Annotated in this window: 20 protein-coding genes; 9 read left to right on the top strand and 11 right to left on the bottom strand. The window is 54.2% G+C overall.

Going from position 1 to position 21,214, the window contains the following annotated elements; translation table 11 throughout:
- Nucleotides 1-81: 81 nt before the first annotated feature.
- On the top strand, nucleotides 82-978 hold the full coding sequence (locus tag ACT3RT_RS01200; RefSeq protein WP_353502407.1) for an aldo/keto reductase: 897 nt from the start codon (nucleotides 82-84) through the stop codon (nucleotides 976-978).
- A gap of 57 nt (nucleotides 979-1,035) precedes the next feature.
- Here ACT3RT_RS01200 and ACT3RT_RS01195 read toward each other — a convergent pair whose 3' ends face one another.
- From ACT3RT_RS01195 to ACT3RT_RS01185, 3 genes are read right to left on the bottom strand one after another with little or no spacing between them, the layout of a single operon-like run.
- The gene (locus tag ACT3RT_RS01195) at nucleotides 1,036-3,087 is read right to left on the bottom strand and encodes an FUSC family protein (RefSeq protein WP_496202388.1); all 2,052 of its coding nucleotides are present in this window, start codon (nucleotides 3,085-3,087) and stop codon (nucleotides 1,036-1,038) included.
- A gap of 10 nt (nucleotides 3,088-3,097) precedes the next feature.
- Nucleotides 3,098-3,955: an efflux RND transporter periplasmic adaptor subunit gene (locus ACT3RT_RS01190; protein ID WP_396130446.1), complete on the bottom strand. Its 858-nt coding sequence runs from the start codon at nucleotides 3,953-3,955 to the stop codon at nucleotides 3,098-3,100.
- A 4-nt stretch (nucleotides 3,956-3,959) separates the two neighbouring features.
- Nucleotides 3,960-4,196, bottom strand: a complete 237-nt coding sequence (locus ACT3RT_RS01185; protein WP_034791113.1) for a DUF1656 domain-containing protein — start codon at nucleotides 4,194-4,196, stop codon at nucleotides 3,960-3,962.
- 182 nt (nucleotides 4,197-4,378) lie between these two features.
- Between ACT3RT_RS01185 and slyA the strand changes: the two genes are divergently transcribed.
- Nucleotides 4,379-4,816, top strand: a complete 438-nt coding sequence (gene slyA / locus ACT3RT_RS01180; RefSeq protein WP_034791111.1) for a transcriptional regulator SlyA — start codon at nucleotides 4,379-4,381, stop codon at nucleotides 4,814-4,816.
- Between the two features lie 154 nt (nucleotides 4,817-4,970).
- Here slyA and ACT3RT_RS01175 read toward each other — a convergent pair whose 3' ends face one another.
- Nucleotides 4,971-5,441 (bottom strand): outer membrane lipoprotein, encoded by a 471-nt coding sequence (locus ACT3RT_RS01175; protein ID WP_034791109.1) that lies wholly within the window; start codon nucleotides 5,439-5,441, stop codon nucleotides 4,971-4,973.
- Between the two features lie 441 nt (nucleotides 5,442-5,882).
- Between ACT3RT_RS01175 and anmK the strand changes: the two genes are divergently transcribed.
- The 5 genes from anmK (at nucleotide 5,883) to pdxY (ending at nucleotide 10,601) form a co-directional block, all read left to right on the top strand.
- Entirely contained in the window at nucleotides 5,883-7,004 is a 1,122-nt protein-coding gene (gene anmK / locus ACT3RT_RS01170) for an anhydro-N-acetylmuramic acid kinase (protein WP_353502403.1), read from the top strand.
- A gap of 112 nt (nucleotides 7,005-7,116) precedes the next feature.
- Complete coding sequence (locus ACT3RT_RS01165; protein WP_353502402.1) at nucleotides 7,117-7,425, top strand: MliC family protein; 309 nt, start codon at nucleotides 7,117-7,119, stop codon at nucleotides 7,423-7,425.
- A 99-nt stretch (nucleotides 7,426-7,524) separates the two neighbouring features.
- Complete coding sequence (gene pdxH / locus ACT3RT_RS01160; RefSeq protein WP_496202387.1) at nucleotides 7,525-8,202, top strand: pyridoxamine 5'-phosphate oxidase; 678 nt, start codon at nucleotides 7,525-7,527, stop codon at nucleotides 8,200-8,202.
- A 152-nt stretch (nucleotides 8,203-8,354) separates the two neighbouring features.
- Entirely contained in the window at nucleotides 8,355-9,629 is a 1,275-nt protein-coding gene (gene tyrS / locus ACT3RT_RS01155; RefSeq protein ID WP_353502400.1) for a tyrosine--tRNA ligase, read from the top strand.
- Between the two features lie 111 nt (nucleotides 9,630-9,740).
- A complete protein-coding gene (gene pdxY / locus ACT3RT_RS01150; protein ID WP_496202386.1) occupies nucleotides 9,741-10,601 on the top strand; it encodes a pyridoxal kinase PdxY in 861 nt (286 codons plus the stop codon).
- Nucleotides 10,602-10,688: 87 nt separating this feature from the next.
- Here the strand turns inward: pdxY and gstA are convergent, their stop codons facing one another.
- The 5 genes from gstA to ACT3RT_RS01125 form a co-directional block, all read right to left on the bottom strand.
- Entirely contained in the window at nucleotides 10,689-11,294 is a 606-nt protein-coding gene (gene gstA, locus ACT3RT_RS01145; RefSeq protein ID WP_496202385.1) for a glutathione transferase GstA, read from the bottom strand.
- 137 nt (nucleotides 11,295-11,431) lie between these two features.
- Nucleotides 11,432-12,298 carry a 4-hydroxy-tetrahydrodipicolinate synthase gene (gene dapA, locus ACT3RT_RS01140; protein WP_353502397.1) on the bottom strand — a complete coding sequence of 289 codons (867 nt, stop codon included), beginning with the start codon at nucleotides 12,296-12,298 and terminating at the stop codon, nucleotides 11,432-11,434.
- 112 nt (nucleotides 12,299-12,410) lie between these two features.
- Nucleotides 12,411-14,084, bottom strand: a complete 1,674-nt coding sequence (locus ACT3RT_RS01135; RefSeq protein WP_496202384.1) for an EAL domain-containing protein — start codon at nucleotides 14,082-14,084, stop codon at nucleotides 12,411-12,413.
- Between the two features lie 215 nt (nucleotides 14,085-14,299).
- Nucleotides 14,300-14,563: a hypothetical protein gene (locus tag ACT3RT_RS01130; protein WP_353502395.1), complete on the bottom strand. Its 264-nt coding sequence runs from the start codon at nucleotides 14,561-14,563 to the stop codon at nucleotides 14,300-14,302.
- Nucleotides 14,564-14,682: 119 nt separating this feature from the next.
- Nucleotides 14,683-15,630 (bottom strand): LysR substrate-binding domain-containing protein, encoded by a 948-nt coding sequence (locus ACT3RT_RS01125; RefSeq protein WP_485901022.1) that lies wholly within the window; start codon nucleotides 15,628-15,630, stop codon nucleotides 14,683-14,685.
- Nucleotides 15,631-15,704: 74 nt separating this feature from the next.
- On the opposite strand from ACT3RT_RS01125, the gene ACT3RT_RS01120 reads away from it, so the two are divergent.
- Both ACT3RT_RS01120 and ACT3RT_RS01115 read left to right on the top strand, forming a co-directional pair.
- Complete coding sequence (locus ACT3RT_RS01120; protein WP_485901020.1) at nucleotides 15,705-16,607, top strand: MBL fold metallo-hydrolase; 903 nt, start codon at nucleotides 15,705-15,707, stop codon at nucleotides 16,605-16,607.
- Between the two features lie 17 nt (nucleotides 16,608-16,624).
- The gene (locus ACT3RT_RS01115; RefSeq protein WP_485901018.1) at nucleotides 16,625-17,611 is read left to right on the top strand and encodes an alpha/beta hydrolase; all 987 of its coding nucleotides are present in this window, start codon (nucleotides 16,625-16,627) and stop codon (nucleotides 17,609-17,611) included.
- 68 nt (nucleotides 17,612-17,679) lie between these two features.
- Here the strand turns inward: ACT3RT_RS01115 and dtpA are convergent, their stop codons facing one another.
- Both dtpA and ACT3RT_RS01105 read right to left on the bottom strand, forming a co-directional pair.
- Nucleotides 17,680-19,197, bottom strand: a complete 1,518-nt coding sequence (dtpA, locus tag ACT3RT_RS01110) for a dipeptide/tripeptide permease DtpA (protein ID WP_353502391.1) — start codon at nucleotides 19,195-19,197, stop codon at nucleotides 17,680-17,682.
- A gap of 582 nt (nucleotides 19,198-19,779) precedes the next feature.
- A complete protein-coding gene (locus tag ACT3RT_RS01105) occupies nucleotides 19,780-20,991 on the bottom strand; it encodes a CMD domain-containing protein (RefSeq protein WP_396130458.1) in 1,212 nt (403 codons plus the stop codon).
- Nucleotides 20,992-21,214: the final 223 nt, after the last annotated feature.

The raw sequence follows: 21,214 nt of genomic DNA, 5'->3' as shown, positions 1-21,214 counted from the left end.
ACAGGCCGCTGGCAATTCTGTATGCTTAAACTATTCAGCTTTCAACTAATAACTCAATAACCTATCGATAGAGGTAATAACATGGATCCTCGTACCTTACTCTCCACCCAAGGCCCGGAATTCTCGCGCATGATTAGCGGGTACTGGCGTCTGATGGAATGGAATATGACCCCGCAACAGCTACTGAGCTTCATTGAACAGCACGTTGAGCTGGGCATCACCACGGCGGACCACGCGGATATTTATGGCGGCTATGCCTGTGAAGCGGCTTTTGGCGAGGCAATGCGCCTCAAGCCCGCGCTGCGTGAAAAGATGGAGCTGGTGAGCAAATGCGGTATCGCCACCAAGGCGGACCCGGCGAATAAAATCGGCCACTACATCACCGACAGCCAATACATTATTGAGCGCGCCGAGAAGTCGCTAACCAATCTGCACACCGACCGTCTGGACCTGTTGCTGATCCACCGCCCGGACCCGTTGATGGATGCCGACGAAGTAGCAGAAGCCTTCACCAGCTTGCACAAAAGCGGCAAGGTGAAGCATTTCGGCGTGTCGAACTTCACCCCGGCGCAGTTCACCCTGTTGCAGTCACGCCTGCCGTTCGCGCTAGTGACCAATCAGCTTGAGATCTCCCCAATCCATCAGCCAGCCATTCTCGACGGCTCTTTAGATCTTTGCCAACAGCTGCGCATCAAGCCAATGGCCTGGTCCTGTCTGGGCGGCGGCCGTCTGTTTAGCGACGCTGAGTTCCAACCGCTGCGCGATGAGCTGCAACAGGTCGCCGAAGAGATTGGCGCGGACAGTATTGAGCAGGTGGTCTATGCGTGGGTGCTGCGCCTGCCGTCTCAGCCGCTGCCAATTATTGGCTCTGGCAAAATCGACCGCGTGAAGTCGGCGTGGAAGTCATTGTCCTTGGAGATGACGCGCCAGCAGTGGTTCCGTATTCGCAAGGCGGCTTTGGGCTACGATGTACCTTAATTAATGCTTTTCCTTGGCGCTGTAGCGGCGTTTTGCCACAGCGCCATTGCCTCTGAGTTATGCCTGTGTCGGCTGTGGACTATTATTCTTAGCCGCCACTTCTTCGATAGAAATCGCCTGCTGTAGCTGTGACAGCGAGCAATACAATCGCCAAATAATCCCCGCCAGTTCCCGCGCTGATTCATCAGGATGATGCGCCAAGGATTCGCTAATCCGTGATAACTCCGCCAAACTTGAATCCAGCACCGTATGGCTGACGCCGCGTTCGGTCATAATGCCTTTCAGGCAGTGAATGCAGACATCCCGCACCGCAGAGAGCGAATCCGAGCGAATCTCCCACTCGCGCAGCTGCCAGACGATATGGCTGCAATTGAGCAGCACCACGCCCCAGCGCAGCAGCCAAGTCCGCGAAACCTGATCTTTACTTTGATTGAGCTGGTTGATGCGATGATAAATCAGCGATTCAAACTGCAAATGGCTCAGCTGCGGCTTGCGACTTAGCTGGTCGATGAAGTCCCGGCGCAGGGCGCGGATAATGCGCCGACTTTTGCGTTTATCCGAGCTTGGTCGCAGCACTTGGAAAGCCACGCCTGCCAGCATTACGCCGACGATTCGGCCAATCCCATCATTGATAAACGCGCCGTAGTCATAGCTCGGTGGGTTAGTCACCGCCAAAAAAGAACCGCTGAACACCAGCAGTTGCCCCCACAGCCCGGCGTACTTTTTGTACTGCAATTTCATCATCTGCATGGTGACTAAAATCGGTAGCAAAAAGGCGCAGAACACCCAGAAGTCATTCAGCTGGATCATCAACCCGAACTTAAGAATGAAGCAGCCGACAAACAGCAACAGCAGAGATTTAATCAGCAAAGTAATGCTGCTAATTGGCGATGCGGTGGAGGAGTAGAGCACGCAGCTGACGGCGGTCAGTGCCACCGCCGAGGTGCCGGAGCTCCACTGGGTGCTCATCCAGAACGCACAGGCAATCACGATACACAGGAAGGTGCGCAGGCCGTTATAAGCCGCCTCGTAGGTGTCGGTGTGCTCGGTGAGGCGGCTGGCGCGCGGCGGCTGCAAGAACTCCACCTGCGCCGCGTTGGTGTTTTCCACCCGACGCAGCCAGCGCTCGTTATGCAGATAGAGCCAGCAGAAGTCGCGCAGCCTTTTCCAAAACGCCTGATAACGGTAATCGGAGGTGTCGTGCGGCTTGATTTGGCTGAGGATGCGGGCAATTTGGTATTTGTTGCTTTCCGGATCGCGCAGCGCCTCAATCAAGGTTTCCAGCGTTTCATAAAGATGTTCGGGAGGCTGCGGCCAGTTGAGCAACATGCGGCGCAGGCTGGAGATGTAACTGGTCATGCGCAGCTGCTGGTGGAGCAGGTAGTTGAGCAGATTATTTTGCCGACGCAGCCGGTAGTGGCTCCAAACCGCCTGAATACGCAGCAAATTCATGGTGAGGATCTGGCCAATTACGCCCTCGTGCGAGGTGCGAATTTGCTCGGTGATATCTGGCCGCCACAGCAGTTTGGCGTGATCCAGCAACTGGGCATGCATCTTGCGCAGCGAAGTGAGCAGGGCGTCGCCGTCGGAGGTGCTCGGCAGGATCATCATCATAAAGCCGCCGCACAGGATGCCGGTGATCACTTCACACACGCGGGCCTGGGCGATGTCGAAAATTTTGCCAGTGTCAGTCACGTTAACGGTGGAAAACGCGATGATGGCGGCGGTGTAGCCAGCTAGAGCGAAGGCGTAGGAGACGTTGTTTTGATAGTGGTTGGAAACGTAGGTGCACAGCCCCAGCCACGCGGCGATGGCAAAGGTGAATAACCAAGGTTCATTCAGGCAGTGTCCGGCAATCAGCACCGAGGCCAGCGCGCCGAGCAGGCTGCCAATTACCCGGCCAATGCTCTTACTAATAACGCCGCCCACGGTGGGGAAGCTCACCACGGCGGCGGAGGTCAGCGCCCAGTATGGGTCATCCAGCTGCAATACGAAGGCGATGTACAGCGACAGGCACATGGCGATTGAATTGCGCAGAGCGTAGCGCCACTGGCCGCCGGTGGCTTTGCCCCAAGGTGTGTTTTTCCATTCAAGCCAAGAGAGATTCACGTCACCGGCCTTAGTCGTGCACGGAAATAGTGGCGGTGGTTCCGGCGACTAACACCACGTTGGCGGGTACGTTGAGCAGCTTAATGCGCACCGGCACGCGCTGGGCCAGCCTGACCCAAGGCACGTTGGGTTTCACATTCATCAGCAAGTCGGCAGACGGGTCGACGCTCTGGTCATAGATGGCGCGCCCAATGCTTTCGACCTCCCCCTGCAACGGAATATCGCCGTTATAAAGAGTGATATTCGCCCGGCTGCCTTCTTTGATATGGCGCAGCTTGGTCTCTTCGAAATAGCCCAAAATATAGAAGGAGTGGGTATCAACCAGCCCCACCAGCGGCGTGCCGGTAGTGGCGTAGTTGCCACGGCGGGTTTGCAGATTGGTGATATAGCCGTCGGTTGGCGCAAAGATCTTGGTTTTGCTCAGATTCCACTGGGCTTGCTCAAGAGAGGCCTGCGCGGCTTCATACTGGGCTTTCATCGCCTTGGCGGCGATATTGGACTCATCCAGCGTTTCGGCTGAGACAATCCCGGCACCCAGCCCACGGCGGCGCTGCGCCTCGTGATTGGCTTTATCAAGGTCGGCGGCGGCCTTGGCCAGCGCGGCCTGTGCGTTATCCAGAGCGATTTGGAAAGGCTGTGGGTCGAGCGTAAACAGCAGATCGCCGCTCTTAACCAGCTGATTATCATGCACATTGATGCCAATAATTCGGCCGGAGACTTCTGGTGTGATATCCACTAACTCGGCGCGCACCTTGCCGTCGCGGGTCCACGGCGACTGCATGTAGTAATTCCACATCCACCAACCCGCGCATAAAGCGACCGCAAAGACCAACACCGTGGAGAAATATTTAAGCGTTTTAAATTTCATTTTCTTACTCGTTGATCAGCAGTAGCAGGGCACCACAAATAGAAATGACGAAAAGAGATAAGTCCATCAAGGTCGGATGCCACACTTCGCCGGAATAGATCCAATCGCGTAAAAGGTGGTGGATTAAAATCCAGAAAAGCAATCCCAGTAAAATGGCTTTGAAGATCGGAGGGAAATAAAGCGAAGCCCCTAAGACTAAATCCGTGAGCGGGTAGCCTGTATGAAAGATTTGCGCATCCACAATATTAATCTCTGCGGGTGATTGTGTTATAAACAAGGTCAATCAGGGAGTTGAAGCTAACTCGTTAACTGACGGTAATAAGATCCAGTATATATAGAAATGTAATTACACGATTAAAATTCCGAAAACTAGGCTAAACTCTGGGGAGTTATCTTAGCATGCTAATTATAAGGAGGGGATAATTGGAATCGAACCTTGGATCAGATCTAGCACGATTAGTTCGTGCGTGGCGCTCGTTGATAGATGAACGCTTAAAACCGCTGGAGTTGACGCAGACTCATTGGGTAACTTTGCACAATATCAACATGTTACCGCCTGAACAGTCGCAGATTCAGCTGGCAAAAGCCATTGGTATTGAGCAGCCTTCTCTGGTGAGAACGCTCGACCAGTTGGAAGAAAAGCGACTGATCACCCGTCAAACGTGCGCCAGCGATCGCCGTGCAAAACGCATCAAATTGACCGAGGAAGCCTCTCCGATCATCAATGCGATGGAGTCAGTGATTGATTCAACCCGCAAAGAGATCCTCAGCGGCATGTCTCAGTCGGATATCCAACAGCTGTCCGGAATGTTGGCGCGACTCGAACAAAACATCGCTTCTTTACAAAGTAAATCACAATAAATCGCTAATACCCGCCGTTGAATAAACGGCTTTCTGCTTTATTTTTGCATACAGCACACTCTTTTTTGGTAATGCGACGATGTTGCCAAACCAAAAAAAAGCCGGGAGCTTTCACTCCCGGCTTTTTTATTGGGTTAACTCCGTGCCGATATTATCAGGCGCTTGGAGAGACCGTCACAGTGCTGCCGCTGGTGGCTAAGCTAACACGCTGGCCCACGCTGAATTTGGTTGGGCCGACTTTCTGTACCACCTGAATGGTGCTGCCGTCGTCACGACGGATTTGCAGCTCAACACCGTTAGAACGGTTAAGCGTACTCTGTACACCCTGACCTGCTACGCCACCCAGTACCGCACCGCCGGCTGTTGCCAGGCTTTTACCTGCACCGCCACCGATGGTGTTACCCAGGAAGCCACCCAGAACCGCACCACCCAGAGCACCGATGATGTTGCTGTCATCGCCGCCTTGGATCTGTACCGCACGTGTAGACAGAATCGTGCCGTAAGAGACTTGTTGAACTTGTTTTGCCTGCGAGGATGAGTACACATCGCCAGAGGCGGTGTTGTCGCTGACACAACCAGCAAGAGTCACACCCGCAAGGGCGACAGCCAGAAAACGCTTAATCATAAATTGCTCCTGTTTAAAGTCACGTCATCGCAGCGTCATATCATATAACCAGCAATAGCGTAGATGATGCATTCCACATTTCAACATCCTGTCGAGGGTGTCGAGTCTTCTTTTTAGCGAACCAGGACTAAGGTACTTAAGACCCATAGTACATTAGGCCTCTTCAACTAATAATAAACGGTGGTTTAGGTTTTAGACAGCTTTGTCTGGGATTCGGGCCGTCGGTGAGTCAATTGCACTGTTAGTCACTTTTTATTTCCGGTTGGTTCCCAAAATAGTCTCTGATTAACAAAAAACAAATACACCAATCACATAGCGCAATAAAACCTGTTCAACTCATAGCGTTGCTAGATGAATTCTGGTTAAGTTGACGCAGTAATATTTTTATTTAAGTGAGCCGCCTTTATTGGCCTTTTCACGGGAGATTCGAGGATGTTATCTATGAAATCAGGACGCTACATTGGCGTGATGTCCGGCACCAGTCTGGATGGTGTCGACGTGGTTCTGGCCGCCATTGATGAGCGCATGGTGGCGCAGCAGGCCAGCTACTCTCATCCTATTCCTCTTGAATTGAAAAACGCCATTTTGGGTATGTGTCAGGGCCAGCAAGTGACGCTGGCGCAGGTTGGCGAACTGGATACCCGACTTGGCATGTTATTTGGCGAGGCGGTATTAGGTTTGATGAAAAAGGCCGGGATCACTGCCGAAGAGGTGACGGCGATTGGCTGTCACGGGCAGACGGTCTGGCACCAGCCCAAGGGCGACGCCACCTTCTCCATGCAACTGGGCGATAACAATCGCATTGCCGCTATGACCGGCGTGACCACCATTGGCGACTTCCGCCGCCGCGATATGGCCTTTGGCGGGCAGGGCGCGCCCTTGGTGCCCGCTTTCCATCAGGCTCTGTTAGCACACTCGACCGAGCGCCGGATGATTTTGAATATTGGCGGCATCGCCAACTTGTCCTTACTGCTGCCGGGCCAGCCAATTCGCGGCTACGACACCGGGCCGGGCAATATGCTGCTCGACGCCTGGATTTGGCGTCATCGCGCCCAGCCTTATGATAAAAACGCCGAGTGGGCCAACAGCGGCAGGGTTAACCTGACGCTGTTACAGCAGATGCTGTCGGACCCTTATTTCGCCGAGCCGGCGCCGAAAAGCACCGGGCGCGAGTACTTCAATATCGCCTGGCTGGAGAAGCAGCTCAGCAAGGTTCACGAGCTGGCTCCTGAAGACGTGCAGGCCACGCTGGCCGAGCTGACCGCCGTGAGCATCGCCGAGCAGGTGCAGCTGGCCGGAAGCTGCGACCGCCTGATGGTCTGTGGCGGCGGAGCGCGCAACCCGCTGGTGATGGCGCGCCTGTCAGCCATGCTGCCGGGTACCGAAGTCTCCACCACCGACAGCTTTGGTATCAGCGGCGATGATATGGAAGCGCTGGCCTTCGCGTGGCTGGCATTTCGCACGCTGTCGGGCAAGGCGGGCAATCTACCCTCGGTCACCGGCGCATCGCAGGAAACCGTGCTGGGGGCGATTTACCCCGTGCCCAATAAGGGGCCGCGCTAAAGCCTGCGGCTTCGCCTGAGCGATTTATGACGTTATCGGTTTAATCTCAATGTGCTACGCCGTCAGGCGTGGTACTAAACGGAGTAAATCGAGACTCATGAGGAACATCAGGATGAAAAAGGCGATTTTCGCTTTGGCGACATTAACCTTGGCTGGCTGTAGCCAGTTTCACCATCAGCAGGAAGCCACCACCGAGCAACTGCACTACCAGTGCGGCACCACGCCGCTGACCGTCACGCTGGACAAACCGGCGCAGCAGGTCGATTTCCTGCTTGATGGCAATCAGCTTAAATTGAAACAGGTTGCCGCCGCCTCCGGCACGCGCTATAGCGACGGCCATTACACTTTCTGGTCGAAAGGGCCGCAGGCCTTTGTACAGCGCGGCGATGACATCATCCTTAACGACTGCGTACAAAAATAATCTCCGCATTCCCTCCTAACTGACGCGTTGGGTGATTGAGATCCCAACGCGTCAGGCGCAGAATAGCCCCACCACACTTTCTCGCGTACAGAACTTCATATGACTGATAATAATGAATTTGATGTGTCAGCCTCGCGGCGTGAATACACCCGTGGCGGGCTGCGTCGTGGCGATTTACCGGCCGAGCCTCTGCCGCTGTTTGAACACTGGCTGAAGCAGGCTTGTGAAGCCAAGCTCGCCGACCCTACGGCGATGGTCGTGGCGACGGTTGACGAGAACGGCCAGCCGTATCAGCGCATCGTGTTGCTCAAGCATTACGATGAAAAAGGGCTGGTGTTCTACACCAACCTCGGCAGTCGCAAGGCCCAGCAATTAGCCAACAATAGCCACATCAGCTTGCTGTTCCCCTGGCATATGCTGGACCGTCAGGTGGCGGTGATTGGCCGCGCCGAGCGTTTATCGACGCTGGAAGTGATGAAGTATTTTGCCAGCCGCCCGAAGGACAGCCAAATTGGCGCCTGGGTGTCGCAGCAGTCGACCCGCATTTCGGCCCGTGGCGTGCTGGAAAGCAAATTCCTCGAATTGAAGCAGAAGTTCAGTCAGGGTGAAGTGCCGTTGCCGAGCTTCTGGGGCGGCTTCCGCGTCAGCGTTGACTCCATGGAGTTCTGGCAGGGGGGCGAGCATCGCCTGCATGACCGCTTTATTTATCAGCGAGAACCAGCTTCAGCCCCCGGCCAGCCGGTAACTGATTGGAAAATAGACCGCCTCGCGCCTTAACCACGAAAAAAAATGCTAAATCCTAGCGCTCGCGTCGCGGGCGCTTTATTCTATGCCATTCCCCTGTAAAGGCGAGAGAACGGGCACATGCGCGGCATGATGTCAGGCGTGATGTTGCATCGACGTGATGCACAAAATTAATGGAGTTTTTGATGGCAAGCAGCAACTTGATTAAACAACTGCAAGAGCGGGGCCTCATTGCCCAGGTGACGGACGAACAAGCGTTAGCAGAGCGACTGGCGCAAGGGCCAATTGCACTCTATTGCGGTTTCGATCCTACCGCAGACAGCTTGCATTTGGGTCATCTGGTGCCTTTGCTTTGCCTGAAGCGCTTCCAGTTAGACGGCCACAAGCCCGTTGCGCTGGTCGGCGGTGCCACCGGTTTGATTGGTGACCCAAGCTTTAAAGCCACTGAGCGCAAGCTCAATACCAACGAAACGGTCAACGAGTGGGTGGAGAAAATCCGCCAGCAAGTGTCGCCTTTCCTGGATTTCAACTGTGGCGAAAATAGCGCGATCACTGCTAACAACTACGACTGGTTTGGCGGCATGAACGTGCTGACCTTCCTGCGTGACATCGGTAAACACTTCTCCGTTAACCAGATGATCAATAAAGAAGCGGTTAAGCAGCGTTTGAACCGTGACGATAGCGGCATCTCCTTCACCGAGTTCTCTTACAACCTGCTTCAGGGTTATGACTTTGCCGAGCTGTATAACCGCCATAAAGTGGTGCTGCAAATCGGCGGTTCCGACCAGTGGGGCAACATCACGTCAGGTATCGACCTGACCCGTCGTCTGCACCAGCAACAAGCATTCGGCCTGACCGTGCCACTGATCACTAAGTCTGACGGCACCAAGTTCGGCAAAACCGAAGGTGGCGCAGTGTGGCTGGATCCGAAGAAAACCAGTCCGTACAAATTCTACCAATTCTGGATCAACACCGCGGACGCCGACGTTTATCGCTTCCTGAAATTCTTCACCTTCCTGAGCCTCGAAGAGATTAATGCGCTGGAAGAGGAAGACAAAGCCAGCGGCAAAGCGCCACGCGCCCAGTACGTGCTGGCGGAGCAAGTCACCGGCATGGTTCATGGTGAAGAAGGTTTGGCGGCGGCTCGCCGTATCACCGAAAGCCTGTTCTCCGGCGCGCTGAACGACATGACCGAGGCTGATCTGGCTCAATTGGAGCAAGACGGCATGCCGGTAGTGAATCTGGAAGCTGACGCCGATCTGCAACAGGCGCTGGTTGCTGCAGGCTTAGCGCCTTCTCGCGGCCAGGCTCGCACTATGATCTCTTCCAACGCCATCACCCTAAACGGCGAAAAGCAAACCGATCCTGAGTTCCGCTTCAGCGACAGTGACCGCCTGTTCGGCCGCTATGCCCTGATGCGCCGTGGTAAAAAGAACTACAGCCTGCTTATCTGGAAATAAGAGAGCAGCAGTCAGAAAAGGGGCTTTACGGCCCCTTTATCTATTCCAAAGGCCGTGTTTCAACATCTTTATATGCGCCATCCGCCGATGACGTCAGTATCGGGACCTCACATGAAAAATATCCTTTCTATCCAGTCGCATACCGTTTTTGGACACGCCGGAAACAGTGCTGCAGAATTTCCAATGCGCCGCATGGGCGCAAACGTTTGGCCTCTCAATACAGTGCAATTCTCCAACCATACCCAGTATGGCAAATGGACCGGCTGCGTGATGCCAGCCAGCCATCTCACTGAAATTGCTCAGGGCATTGCCGATATCGACCGTCTTAAGGATTGCGACGCGGTGCTTAGCGGCTACATCGGTTCCCCGGAGCAGGGCCAGAGCATTTTACAGATTGTCCGTCAGGTGAAGGAAGCCAATCCCAACGCGTGGTATTTCTGCGATCCGGTGATGGGTCACCCGGAGAAAGGCTGCATCGTGGCGCCGGGCGTGGCGGAGTTCCACTGCAATCAGGCTTTGCTGAACTGCGACATTATTGCCCCAAACCTGCTCGAGCTGGAGCTGCTCAGTGGTCACACGGTGCACAACGTCGAAGAGGCCGTTTCCTCGGCGCGCGAGCTGATTGCTAAAGGGCCGAAAATCGTGCTGGTGAAGCATCTGAGCCGCGCGGGTTATCACACCGACCGTTTCGAAATGCTGCTGGTGACCGCCGTAGAAGCTTGGCACATCGACCGCCCGCTGGTGGATTTCGGCGTGCGCCAGCCGGTTGGCGTCGGTGATTTGACCAGCGGCCTGCTGCTGGTGAACCTGCTGAAAGGCGAAGCTCTGGATAAAGCCTTGGAGCACGTCACTGCCGCAGTTTATGAGGTGATGTTAGCGACCCATGCGATGGGCGAATATGAGCTTCAGGTGGTCGCAGCGCAAGACAAGATGGTCACGCCAGAGTACCATTTTGCGGCGGTAAAGCTGTAATTTCTCGCTGCGTTTAAATTGTAAAAAAGCCCCGCCAGTGCTTGCTGGGCGGGGCTTTTTATTGCGTTTCGCTTAGGGCTTAGTCTATTACTTCAGGCCTTCGGCGGTCAGCGCGGCGTCAACTGCCGGACGTGCTGCAACGCGATCCAGATAGCTGTTCAAGTCAGTGAAGGCGCTCAAATCAAACTTCAGCGCTTTGGCCCAGCCCATCACGGTGAACAGGTAAGCGTCGGCCACGCTAAAGCGCGCGCCCAGCAGGAATTGCCGGCCTTGCAGCTCTTGGTTGACGTAGGCGAATTTCTTCATCAGCGCTTCGCGGGTGACGGTTTTGAATTCGTCTGGCGTTTTCGGATTGAACAGCGGGCTGAAGCCTTTATGCAACTCGGTAGCGATGTAGTTCAGCCACTCCAGCGCGTGGTAGCGCGCAATAGTGCCAAACTCTGGCAGCAGGTTGCGGTCTGGCTTCTGGTCGGCCAGATACTGCACGATAGCCACGCCTTCGGTCAGCAAGGTGCCGTCGTTCAGTTCGAGAGTTGGGATCTGGCCTTTAGGGTTGATGGCAAAAAAGTCATCGCCGTGTTCAGTTTTCTTGGTCGCCAAATCAACTTTGACGATGCTGAAATCCAGGCCGGCTTCGCGCAGAACGATATGCGGAGAAAGGGAACAAGCGCCGGGTTTGTAATAAAGTTTCATAGTGACTCCGTGAGGTTACCTTGAGTAGCATGCAGACCCGCGGCCTGAGGTGAAAAAAGGCTCAGCGCCGCGGGAAAAATAAAGCTGCCGCTATCCTAGATCTACCGCTGACAAATGTCAGTGACAGAATCGTGATGTTAGCGAGAATGCTGATTTAAGTGGTCACGGACTGCGCGTTCTACGCTTTCCGGCGCGGGCAGCAGCGGGGCGCGAAGCTCGTTGTGCATCATGCCGGAGAGGGATAACGCGTATTTTATCGCCGCCGGGTTAGGCGCGCTGAACATTAAACGAATCATCGGCAACAGCGTGAAGAAGGTTTGACGCGCGGCGGCCAGATCGGAGGATTTCACCTCTTCCACCAAACGCACGAATTCATCAGTGTACAAATGGGAAGAGGCGGCAATCGCCCCTGTGCCGCCGTGGCTGAGGGTCGCGAGGATCTGCGCGTCTTCGCCACACAGCACGTCAAGCTGGCCGTCGGCAATCAGCGACAAGGTGAGGTCCCAGCTTCCGCCGCAGTCCTTCACTGCCACAATGCGCGGGTGGGCGGCCAGTTCACGCAGGGTGGCCAGCTCGAGGTGAATTCCGGTGCGATAAGGCACGTTGTACAGCACGATTGGCACGCTGGAGTGGTTAGCCAGCTCGGTAAACCAGGCGCTGAGGGCGGCCTGTGACGGGCGAATGTAGTAAGGGGCTGGCAGTAAGACGCCGGCAACAGGGCGCTGCTGAATGGCATCCTGCATCGCTCTGACGGTCGGCAGGTGAGTGCCCGACAGGCCCATCATCACCTGATGACCCGGCACGATTTCTAACACGGTATCGAGGACTTGCAGCTGCTCGTCTTTGGTCAGCATCGGGGATTCGCCGGTCGTGCCACAAACCACAACGCCATCCACCCCCTGTTTCAGCAAATGAACACAAAGCTTGCGCAGAGCGGGGAAATCAATATCTCCCTGATGGAAAGGTGTGACTAGCGGAACCCAAATACCTGAAAACGATGGCATGATTTACTTCCTTCGACGGCGTGATTATTACCCGCGATCATGTCAGGAGATCGGGGGGCGACGCCAATTGAAAGAATTTATCGCGGGTTTTGAGTTATTTGTCAGGCTAATATCAGGATTCGTTTTGCATATTTAGTGAGCTATCCAGCAAACTGCGCAGTACCTCGATGGGCACCGGGCGAGAGAACAAATAGCCCTGAAGATGTGAGCATCCCGCTGATATTAAAAATGTTTTCTGTAGCTGATTTTCCACGCCTTCGGCAATGACGTTTAATTTCATCTTATTTCCCAATTGGGAAACGGCTGAAACAATCGCCGCAGTATCATTCACTTCTGTGACGTACTGAACAAAAGAACGGTCGATTTTCACGCTATCCACGGAAATGTCTTTCAGCAAACTGAGGCTGGAATAGCCAGTGCCGAAGTCGTCGAGAGAGATTTTCACCCCGGCTTTCCGCAGTTCAACCAGATGGGTCAGGCTGGTGCAGTTAGCATTCATCACCGAGGTTTCAGTCAGCTCCAGTTCAAGGCGGCTGGCCGGGAAATCTTCTTCTTCCAGCAGGGTCAAAATTCGGTCGGCAAAATTGCTTTCGCCCAGCTGTACGGCGGAAACGTTAATCGCCAAATTCAGCTCGCTGAGGCTCAGAATATCCTGACAGGCTTGGCGCAGAATGATTTCCCCCAGCTGGATAACCAGCCCGGTTTCCTCTGCCAGCGCAATAAACTGCACCGGAGAGACGGCCCCCAGCACGCCGTGATTCCAGCGGGCCAGCGCCTCGACGCACACCACTTTCTCATCGGAACTGCGTAAAATCGGCTGATACACGCAGGTTAAATCCCCTTGGCGAGAGAGGGATTCCGCCAGCGCTTTGACCATAATTCGCTTACTCACGCTGCTGGCATCCAGCAGTTCGGAGTAAAACGAGAACATATTTTTGCCGCGCTGCTTGGCTTCCAGCAGGGCAGTATTGCCTCGGCGCATGATTTCACCGGCGGTAATATTTTCCGCACCAAACATGACGATACCCAGCGAGAGCGTCACCATCGGGTTGGCGCGCGTCAGACTAAAGGGTTGGCGCATCATCACCAGAATCTCGAGCGCCAAATTATTGGCTTGTTCATGCGTCGGGCTATTGCGCAAAATAATGGCGAACTCATCGCCGCCGATGCGCGACACCGTGCCACTGCTGCCAATCTCATTGCGCAGGCGCTGGCCAAACTCACACAAAATGGCGTCCCCAGCCTGATAGCCGTAGGTGTCATTGATGTAATTAAATTCATTCAGATTGAGCAGAAAAAGGGCGTAAGGCTCGGGGCGGTACATCCGCTGGGCGGCGATTTGGCTGAGATCTTCATTCAGGGCAGTGCGGTTTGGCAGGCCGGTGAGCACGTCGTGGCGCGCTAAATAGCGAATTTGCGCCTCTGAGCTGCGCTGCAATGAAATATCCATAATAGAGGTCAAAATATAGTGGCGGCTTTCCAGCGTGACGCGAGATTTGCGCACCAATACATTGCGAATTTTGCCATTGGCATCAATCAACATCTCTTCGCTGACGTTTTTAATGCCGCTGGTCAGCACTTCAATATCTCTCTCTCGCTGGCGCGCTGACTGATTCTCTTCGGTGAAAAAGGAGACGTCGCGGCCAATAAGATCTTCACGCCGCCGGCCAAATAACTCACAGGCTTTCTGATTAAGAAAGACCAATTTGCGCTGATCATCTTTCAAGACGGTCGCTTCGGTAAGCGCGTCGAGAACTGCCTGGCATATCGCAATATCAGTAAACATGAGTTAAAAACCCTGAACGGAAAATGAAAAGATCGTGGCGTTTAATAAGACCAACGCAAAATAAGAGTGACCTAAAAATCGTTAAGAATTCTGATTATTGCCTACATTGTTGTAGGAAGATTACGCTTGTTTTGAAATTGACTATTTCAATCAATAATCACGACTTAAGTGCGCTGTTCGGCATAATATATGGCTATATAACAACCACTTAAGTGCTATGGTTTCGGACCATACTTTTCGTCCCACTCGCGGCGATATTTGCGCGACTGGCGGCGGCCTTTAAGCCACAAATAGGTGCAGACAATACAAACGCCTGCGGAAAAAACGATATTGCGCATATCTTGGTCATAAAAAATAACCAGCACGCAATCTAACGCCGCCACCATGGCAAACCATTTATGCATATGCGATTGGCGGCGAATTTCCGCATTAAGTCGTTTTAATTGTCGCCCTTCATCCAGGACATTCTTTTTTTCCATCACGGCTTCCTGGTATTCGTTGGGAGAAAAGATGCAACGCTGCATCCGACATGACATTGCAACTGACTTTGGCTAATTATTGCTGGGACGAGCGTAGATAGAAACGTCTCATTATCGCATTAATGTAACATGACGTCAGCGGATTCAATTCGTTGATTAACGGCCCTTATTTGCTCTCTTAACCACTCTAGCGCCGGATCGTTCTCGGCATTCACCGGCCAGACAATCGAATTTGGGAAGACTTCAAGCTGTAGCGGCACTTCACAATAGACCAGCCCGAACATGGCGCAGTAGCGGCGCGCGATGCGATTGGGCAGAGTCACCAATACTGGCGAATGCTGAGCAAAGGAGAGCAGCGCCAAAAAGTTCTGTGCCGAAAATACCGCATTCAGCGTGGCTCCCGCGCGGTTAAACGCATTCTCGACGCAGCCCATCAGGTTACCCGAAAAAGACATCAGCGCGTGAGGCTGGCTGAGGTAGTCATGCTGCGACAAAGGCGTGCCGAAGGGCATCAGCTCTGGATTGAAGCAGCAGGCCAGCTCTTCGGCGAACAACTCTTCACTACGATGCCACTGGGCCTGTTCGCCAAAGCAGCCCAGCGCCAAATCGATCTCCCCGCGCTCCAGCAGCCCGTGCAGGGTCTGCCGCCCGGCATAGCTGGCGATGACCCGCACGCCGGGTGCCACCTTGCGCAAATGCGCCATCAGCTCCGGCAGCAGGTGCACTTCCAGCTCGCTTGAGAAGCCTAGCCGGAAGGTGCGCTGCTCGGTGAGTGGCGAGAATTGCTCGCTGAAGGACAGGGCATCTTCTGCCTTTTGCAGCACCGAGCGCACCCGGCTGGCGAGGCTTATCGCCCGCGAGGTCGGCTTCATCACTTGCCCGACGCGGACAAACAGCTCGTCATCAAACAGCATGCGCAGGGTTTTCAGGGCGTGGCTCATGGCCGGCTGTTGGATCTTCAGTCGGGCGGCGGCGCGGGTGACGTTGAGTTCTTCCATCATCGCGTCGAAAGCAATCAGCAGATTCAGGTCAAAATTGCGTAAATTGAAATGGTCGATAGTCTTCATGCTTGGTATCGATTTGAGTAATGGTTCTACTGTTTATACGATGCTTTTACTGACTCCACAAGTGAAGGTATGCAATGAAACGTTCAAACTCTGTGTTCCACGTTGGCGATTTAAAGATAACCCGCCTTGATGAGTTAACCCTGACCGGCTCGGCTCCCGAGGTGTTATTTCCCGGTGACTGGCAGCCCGAGGCGCTAGAACAGCACCGGGAATGGCTCAGCCCACAAAACTTCGATTTCTCCACGGGAAAGCTTATCCAGAGCACCCACGCATGGCTGGTGCAGTCGCCAAACTTTACTCTGCTGGTGGATACGGCGTCGGGCAATGATAAAGAGCGCGGGAACAAACCCATTTTTCACCATTTACAGACTGACTTTCTCGCCCAGCTGGAGCGCGCGGGGGTGACGCCGGAGTCCGTCGATTATGTGCTGTTGACCCACCTGCACGTTGACCACGTGGGCTGGAACACCCGTCTGGTGGACGGCAAGTGGCAGCCGACATTCCCCAACGCCACCTATTTCTTCTCGCAGACCGAAGCTGATTTCTATGGCGATGCCGAAAGTGATAGCCCGGCGGTCATGGATAATCGGCAGGTGTTTGCCGACAGCGTGCAGCCGATTATCGACGCCGGGCAGTTCCAGTTGGTGCCCCCAGGCGGCGGGGAAGTGCTGGCGGGCATTCGCTATACGCCCACGCCGGGCCACAGCATTGACCATATGTCGGTCAGCATTTTGTCACAGGGGAAAGAGGCCTTCTTCGCCGGTGACCTGCTGCACCATCCGCTACAGGTCTACTACCCAGAGCTGAATTCAATGTACTGCGGTTTCGATGGGCCAGCGCGGGCCTCGCGCCTGTGGGCGCTGCACCACGCGGCTGAAAATCAGGTGACGTGGTTTTCAACCCACTTCGCCGACAGCTCGGTGGGGCGCGTCACCCAGCGGGGAAATGATTTCCAATGGACTTTTCTTCAAGCCTAATCACTGAGAACAACAAGATGAAATCACAACAAGACAGTCAGGCGCGGGTGGATGAGATCCACAGCGAATCCCTGATGATTGATAGCGACACGCCGGGGATTAGCCTGCACCTGCGCCGCAAATATCTGCCGTCGCCAAACGCCTTTACCGCCGACAACACCCTAGTGATGGTACACGGCGCGACTTACTCCTCCGGCAGTTTGTATGACGTCAGGCTGGACGGCGTCTCCTTTATGGATGCGCTGGCGCTGCGCGGTCTGAATGTCTACGCCGTCGACGTGCGCGGCTACGGCCATTCTACCCGCCCAGCGGAAATGGACGCGCCGGCGCTCGACAACCCGCCGCTGTTTGGCACTGAAACTGGCGTGCGTGACTTGGGTAGCGCGGTGGACTGGGTGCGCAGAAAGCTGGGCTTGGAGCGAGTACAGGTGTTTGGCATGTCGTGGGGCGGCAGCGTGGCGGCGGCCTACACCAGCCAGAATAATGACAAGGTGAATCGGCTGGTGGTGCTGGCGCCGCAGTGGGTGAACGAAGAGGGCTCGCGGCTGGACGAAGGCGGGCAGCTGGGAGCCTATCGGCGAGTGGCGGTGGGCGAGAGCAGGCCGCGCTGGGTCAACGCCGCGCCCGAGGCGCATCGCCATGACCTGATCCCAGAAGGCTGGTTTGAGGCCTGGGCAGCGGCCTCGCTGGCTGAAGATCCGCAAAGCCAGCAGACCCAACCACCGACGCTGCGCGCGGTTAACGGCACGATTCAGGATGTGCGTGACTACTGGGGAGCGAACCGACCTTTTTATCGCCCGCAGGATATCACCCGGCCGGTGCTGCTGGTTCACGGCGAGTGGGATGCCGACGTGCCGCTGCGGCTGATGACGTCTTACTTCACCTCTTTTACCTCGTCGCCGGAAAGGCGCTGGGTGGAAATCGGCGAGGCGACGCACATGATGTTGATGGAGAAAAACCGCTGGCAGGTGTTCCGCGCGGTGGCGGATTTCTATGTGAGCTGAGGCTCAGGCAATAAAAAACGCCTCCCTGGGGAGGCGTTCGTCAACCATCTGCATAAAGAGTACGTCGCTTAGCGTGCAGCCTCTAGCTCGTGCTCTTTGTTATCATCTTCGCGATCCAACGTCATGCGATGCAGTTTAGAAGCCGTCAGCAGCATCAGCAGGGCAATCACGCCGGTCGCAATACCGATTTGCATAAACACGTGGCTGTAAATCGCCAGTGAAGCGTGGCTGTCTGTGATGTCAGTCGCCGGAACGGCAGTCAGACCTGCAACATAACCGGCAATGATCGCCGCCGCTGCCGTGGTCAGGAACCAGGCACCCATGATGAAGCCCATCAGGCGCTGTGGAACCAGCTGTGCCACCATTGCCAGACCCAGACCAGAAATCATCAATTCGCCAATACTCTGCAGCGCGTAGCTCATCACCAGCCAGTTAACAGAGACGATGCCCTGATCGTTGGCCATGGTTGCGCCCCAAGGCAGCACCAAGAATGCACAGGAACAGAGCACCATACCAATCGCAAACTTGTGCGGCATTGGCATTTTGTCGCCAACTTTGGTGTAAATCGCTGCCAGAATCGGGCTGGCTACCATGATCCAGAACGGGTTCAGCGCCTGGAACTGCTCCGGCTGGAAGTTAATGCCCAGCAGGTCGTGATTCACGTTATGAATAGCGAAGAAGTTCAGAGAGGTCGGCATCTGGCTATAGAGCACGAAGAACACAATGGCTTCTAACATCAGAATGAAGGCCACAATCATTTTGCGGCGCGCAATGCCCTGCATACCAAAAGTCTCTTTGGCAAAGACAATAATGATACCCACGGACACCACTGCCAGCACCAGACGGGCAATCATTTGGTTATGCAGCAACCAGCTAGAGATAAACACCAGCGCTGCCACCCCAACCAGCACCATCAACAATTTTTTGAATTGCAGCGGTTGGAAGTCAGGTTTAGAACCCTGACGCTTAACCCATTTGCGGCAGAACATGAAGTTCAGCAGGGTGATCAACATACCGACCACACTCAGGGAGAAGGCCACGCTCCAGCCGTAAGTCGCTGCCAACCAAGGGGTCGCCAGCATAGAGAAGAAGGAGCCGATGTTCACCGACATGTAATACATGGTGAATGCGCCATCAAGACGCGGGTCATCTTTTTCGTAGCAGGTTGAAAGCAATGAGGATGGGTTTGCTTTAAACAGACCGCTACCAACGGCGATAGTCGCCATACCCAGATAGACCCAGAAGATGTCGTGCCCAGAGTAGGCAACGAATGAGTAGCCTAGCGCCAGCACGATAGCACCGAGAACAATCACACGTTTCGAGCCGAGAACTTTATCTCCTAACCAGCCACCGATAGCCACGAAACCGTAGACCAGCGCACTGAAGGAAGAGAAGAGGGTAATGGAGTCCGCTTCGCTTAGGCCAAGCATTTTGACCAGATAGACGGCCATGATCCCTTGCAGGCCGTAGTAACCAAAACGCTCCCACAACTCGATAGAGAAGATCAGGTAGAACGCCTTAGGCTGTTTAAAAGCGTTCAAACTGACGCTTTCTTCTTTGGATGTGTTTTTGTTTGCTGTTGACACTAGAACCTCGGTTTATCACTCCCTGCCCTGAACGACAGGAGACACATAAGTGGCGCGAAATAAGCACCCTTTGCATTGTTATAAGATGGGATGACGGCGGGTAATGTTCCCTATCTTCGTAAACGAGGCAAGGAGTTTGACATGTTCTGTTACATATAACCGACCCGTGCTGATGAAACTGTGTTCGAAATGTTATGCAGAATTAAAAATTATGTTTTTGTCATGAATCAAATGATTATATCGTTCAAATAACAAACTAAGAATTTCACCACCTAATGTATGGGGTTTATTAATTCTTATGGTGAATGTATTTGATTTTTAATGAATAAACCAAGCATAAACGTCGCATAGGGTTTTATAGCCAGTTTATTGTATTTGTGGGGTTGTGTGGGGTGGGGCTTTACAAAGGCGGCGGCGATTGTAGTGTGATCTACTTCACTTTTTAACACTAAATTTTCGCTAGGAAATAAGATTAATACGACTTATAGCGGTTATGAAGGGAAAAGGCTGTAACAAAAAAGCTACCTGCAGGTTAAAACTCTGCCGGTAGCTTTAAAAATAGCGAGGGGATGAAACGGAGTCTTAAAGCTGCTCTGTGGTGTCACCCAGCGTCTGAATCAGTCGGTTTGACCAGGCGAAAAGAGCGCTGGTCAGCAGAATATCCAGAGAGTGCGCCGCACTGTAGCCAGCATCGGACAGGGCCTGTAGAGCTTCGACATTAAAGCGTTCTGGCGTGCGCGTTAACGCCGCCGTGGTATGCAACAAGACTTGCTCCGGCGCGGCATCCGACGGCGCTTTTAGAGCTAAAAGCCCGGTCTTGGCGACATCGCTGTCCGCGCCAAATAGCGACTCAATAAGCCCTTTCTCACCCCCCGCTTCAAGATAGAAACGACCATGGATGCTGGCGCAATATAAACAGCCATTCAGGCGCGAAGTGGTGACCGCCGCCAGTTCGCGCCACGTGGCCTTATGTTGCTCCCGCGCGTGCATAACGTGATTGAACACGGCCGAAAACTCACTAAGACAGGGGGCATCCTGCACTAAAAGCCGGTAGAAGGACGACGAGCGCGCGTCAGGGGCGATCAGGTCCAGCACGTCCAACTGATACTTGTTAGCTTTTTCTAAATCCACCTCCGGCAGGCGAGATTGCCACTGGCGCAAAGTCAAAGAGAAGCCGTTTTGCGCGCCACTCTCCGGTGCCGGGAACCCGGGAAGCACGGCGGCCACGCGCCCGCGCAGGGCGCCCAGCACAGCTAATACCCGCGCCTGATAACTGACAAAGCCAATCAATTGGGTAAAGGTGACGATGTCCTTGGTGCTCAGGCCAACCTCGGTGAGCTGGGCCAGCATCGGCGGGGTGATAAGCGTCGGGTGCGTCGCCAAGAGGCGAGCGAACTGGGTAATGTGGGTTTGGCGGATATTACTTTCACGGGAGGCATCAGGGCTGGATAGCGGGGCGAGGCGGGCAGCGTAATGGCTACAAAGTGGCTGTACCCCCGTGACCTGAGCGACGGTGAGCGCACTGCTTAAACGGTCATAAAGTGACAGCGTTTCAGTGCGCGATAAAACGACTTTTTCCGGAAAAAGCGCGTCATAAGCAGCGCGAGAAGCTTCCAGCAGGCCAGAATGTTCGGCAAAAAGGCGACGCAGTGATGGGTCGAGTTGGGCATCTAGCCCAAGAAGAAAACGATCTTGCACAAGAGCAGCGTGCGGGTCATGCGGCAAATGACCATGCTGACTGGATTGTGTTTCGTGATACCAGCCGTTATGAACGGCTCGGCGCTGTTGTTCCATGATCGGGTCCTTTGCATGAGGCAAAATTTCAGACCCTATCCTTGCTGATACGCGTTGCCATATAAAATAATGTTAAGCGATAAATAATAGCTAAAAAGAATAGAAAGCTAAGGAATCGCGACAGAAAGCCATAAGGCGGGGTTCTCTGCTGGCAGAGAATAAAAAAACCGGCCAGTAAAAATCTACCGCCGGTTCTTTTTTAATCCAAATTTTGACTTAATTT

The sequence above is a fragment of the Ewingella sp. AOP9-I1-14 genome, from assembly GCF_052375995.1.
Taxonomy (GTDB): domain Bacteria; phylum Pseudomonadota; class Gammaproteobacteria; order Enterobacterales; family Enterobacteriaceae; genus Ewingella; species Ewingella allii.
This window is presented reverse-complemented; position numbering and strand designations above follow the sequence as displayed.

Bases quoted from the DNA above. Each gene is read 5' to 3' on its own strand.
- ACT3RT_RS01200 (WP_353502407.1), top strand. From the start codon at position 82: ATGGATCCTCGTACCTTACTCTCCACCCAAGGCCCGGAATTCTCGCGC.
- ACT3RT_RS01190 (WP_396130446.1), bottom strand. From the start codon at position 3,955: ATGAAATTTAAAACGCTTAAATATTTCTCCACGGTGTTGGTCTTTGCG.
- ACT3RT_RS01175 (WP_034791109.1), bottom strand. From the start codon at position 5,441: ATGATTAAGCGTTTTCTGGCTGTCGCCCTTGCGGGTGTGACTCTTGCT.
- anmK (WP_353502403.1), top strand. From the start codon at position 5,883: ATGAAATCAGGACGCTACATTGGCGTGATGTCCGGCACCAGTCTGGAT.
- ACT3RT_RS01165 (WP_353502402.1), top strand. From the start codon at position 7,117: ATGAAAAAGGCGATTTTCGCTTTGGCGACATTAACCTTGGCTGGCTGT.
- pdxH (WP_496202387.1), top strand. From the start codon at position 7,525: ATGACTGATAATAATGAATTTGATGTGTCAGCCTCGCGGCGTGAATAC.
- tyrS (WP_353502400.1), top strand. From the start codon at position 8,355: ATGGCAAGCAGCAACTTGATTAAACAACTGCAAGAGCGGGGCCTCATT.
- pdxY (WP_496202386.1), top strand. From the start codon at position 9,741: ATGAAAAATATCCTTTCTATCCAGTCGCATACCGTTTTTGGACACGCC.
- gstA (WP_496202385.1), bottom strand. From the start codon at position 11,294: ATGAAACTTTATTACAAACCCGGCGCTTGTTCCCTTTCTCCGCATATC.
- dapA (WP_353502397.1), bottom strand. From the start codon at position 12,298: ATGCCATCGTTTTCAGGTATTTGGGTTCCGCTAGTCACACCTTTCCAT.
- ACT3RT_RS01135 (WP_496202384.1), bottom strand. From the start codon at position 14,084: ATGTTTACTGATATTGCGATATGCCAGGCAGTTCTCGACGCGCTTACC.
- ACT3RT_RS01130 (WP_353502395.1), bottom strand. From the start codon at position 14,563: ATGGAAAAAAAGAATGTCCTGGATGAAGGGCGACAATTAAAACGACTT.
- ACT3RT_RS01125 (WP_485901022.1), bottom strand. From the start codon at position 15,630: ATGAAGACTATCGACCATTTCAATTTACGCAATTTTGACCTGAATCTG.
- ACT3RT_RS01120 (WP_485901020.1), top strand. From the start codon at position 15,705: ATGAAACGTTCAAACTCTGTGTTCCACGTTGGCGATTTAAAGATAACC.
- ACT3RT_RS01115 (WP_485901018.1), top strand. From the start codon at position 16,625: ATGAAATCACAACAAGACAGTCAGGCGCGGGTGGATGAGATCCACAGC.
- ACT3RT_RS01105 (WP_396130458.1), bottom strand. From the start codon at position 20,991: ATGGAACAACAGCGCCGAGCCGTTCATAACGGCTGGTATCACGAAACA.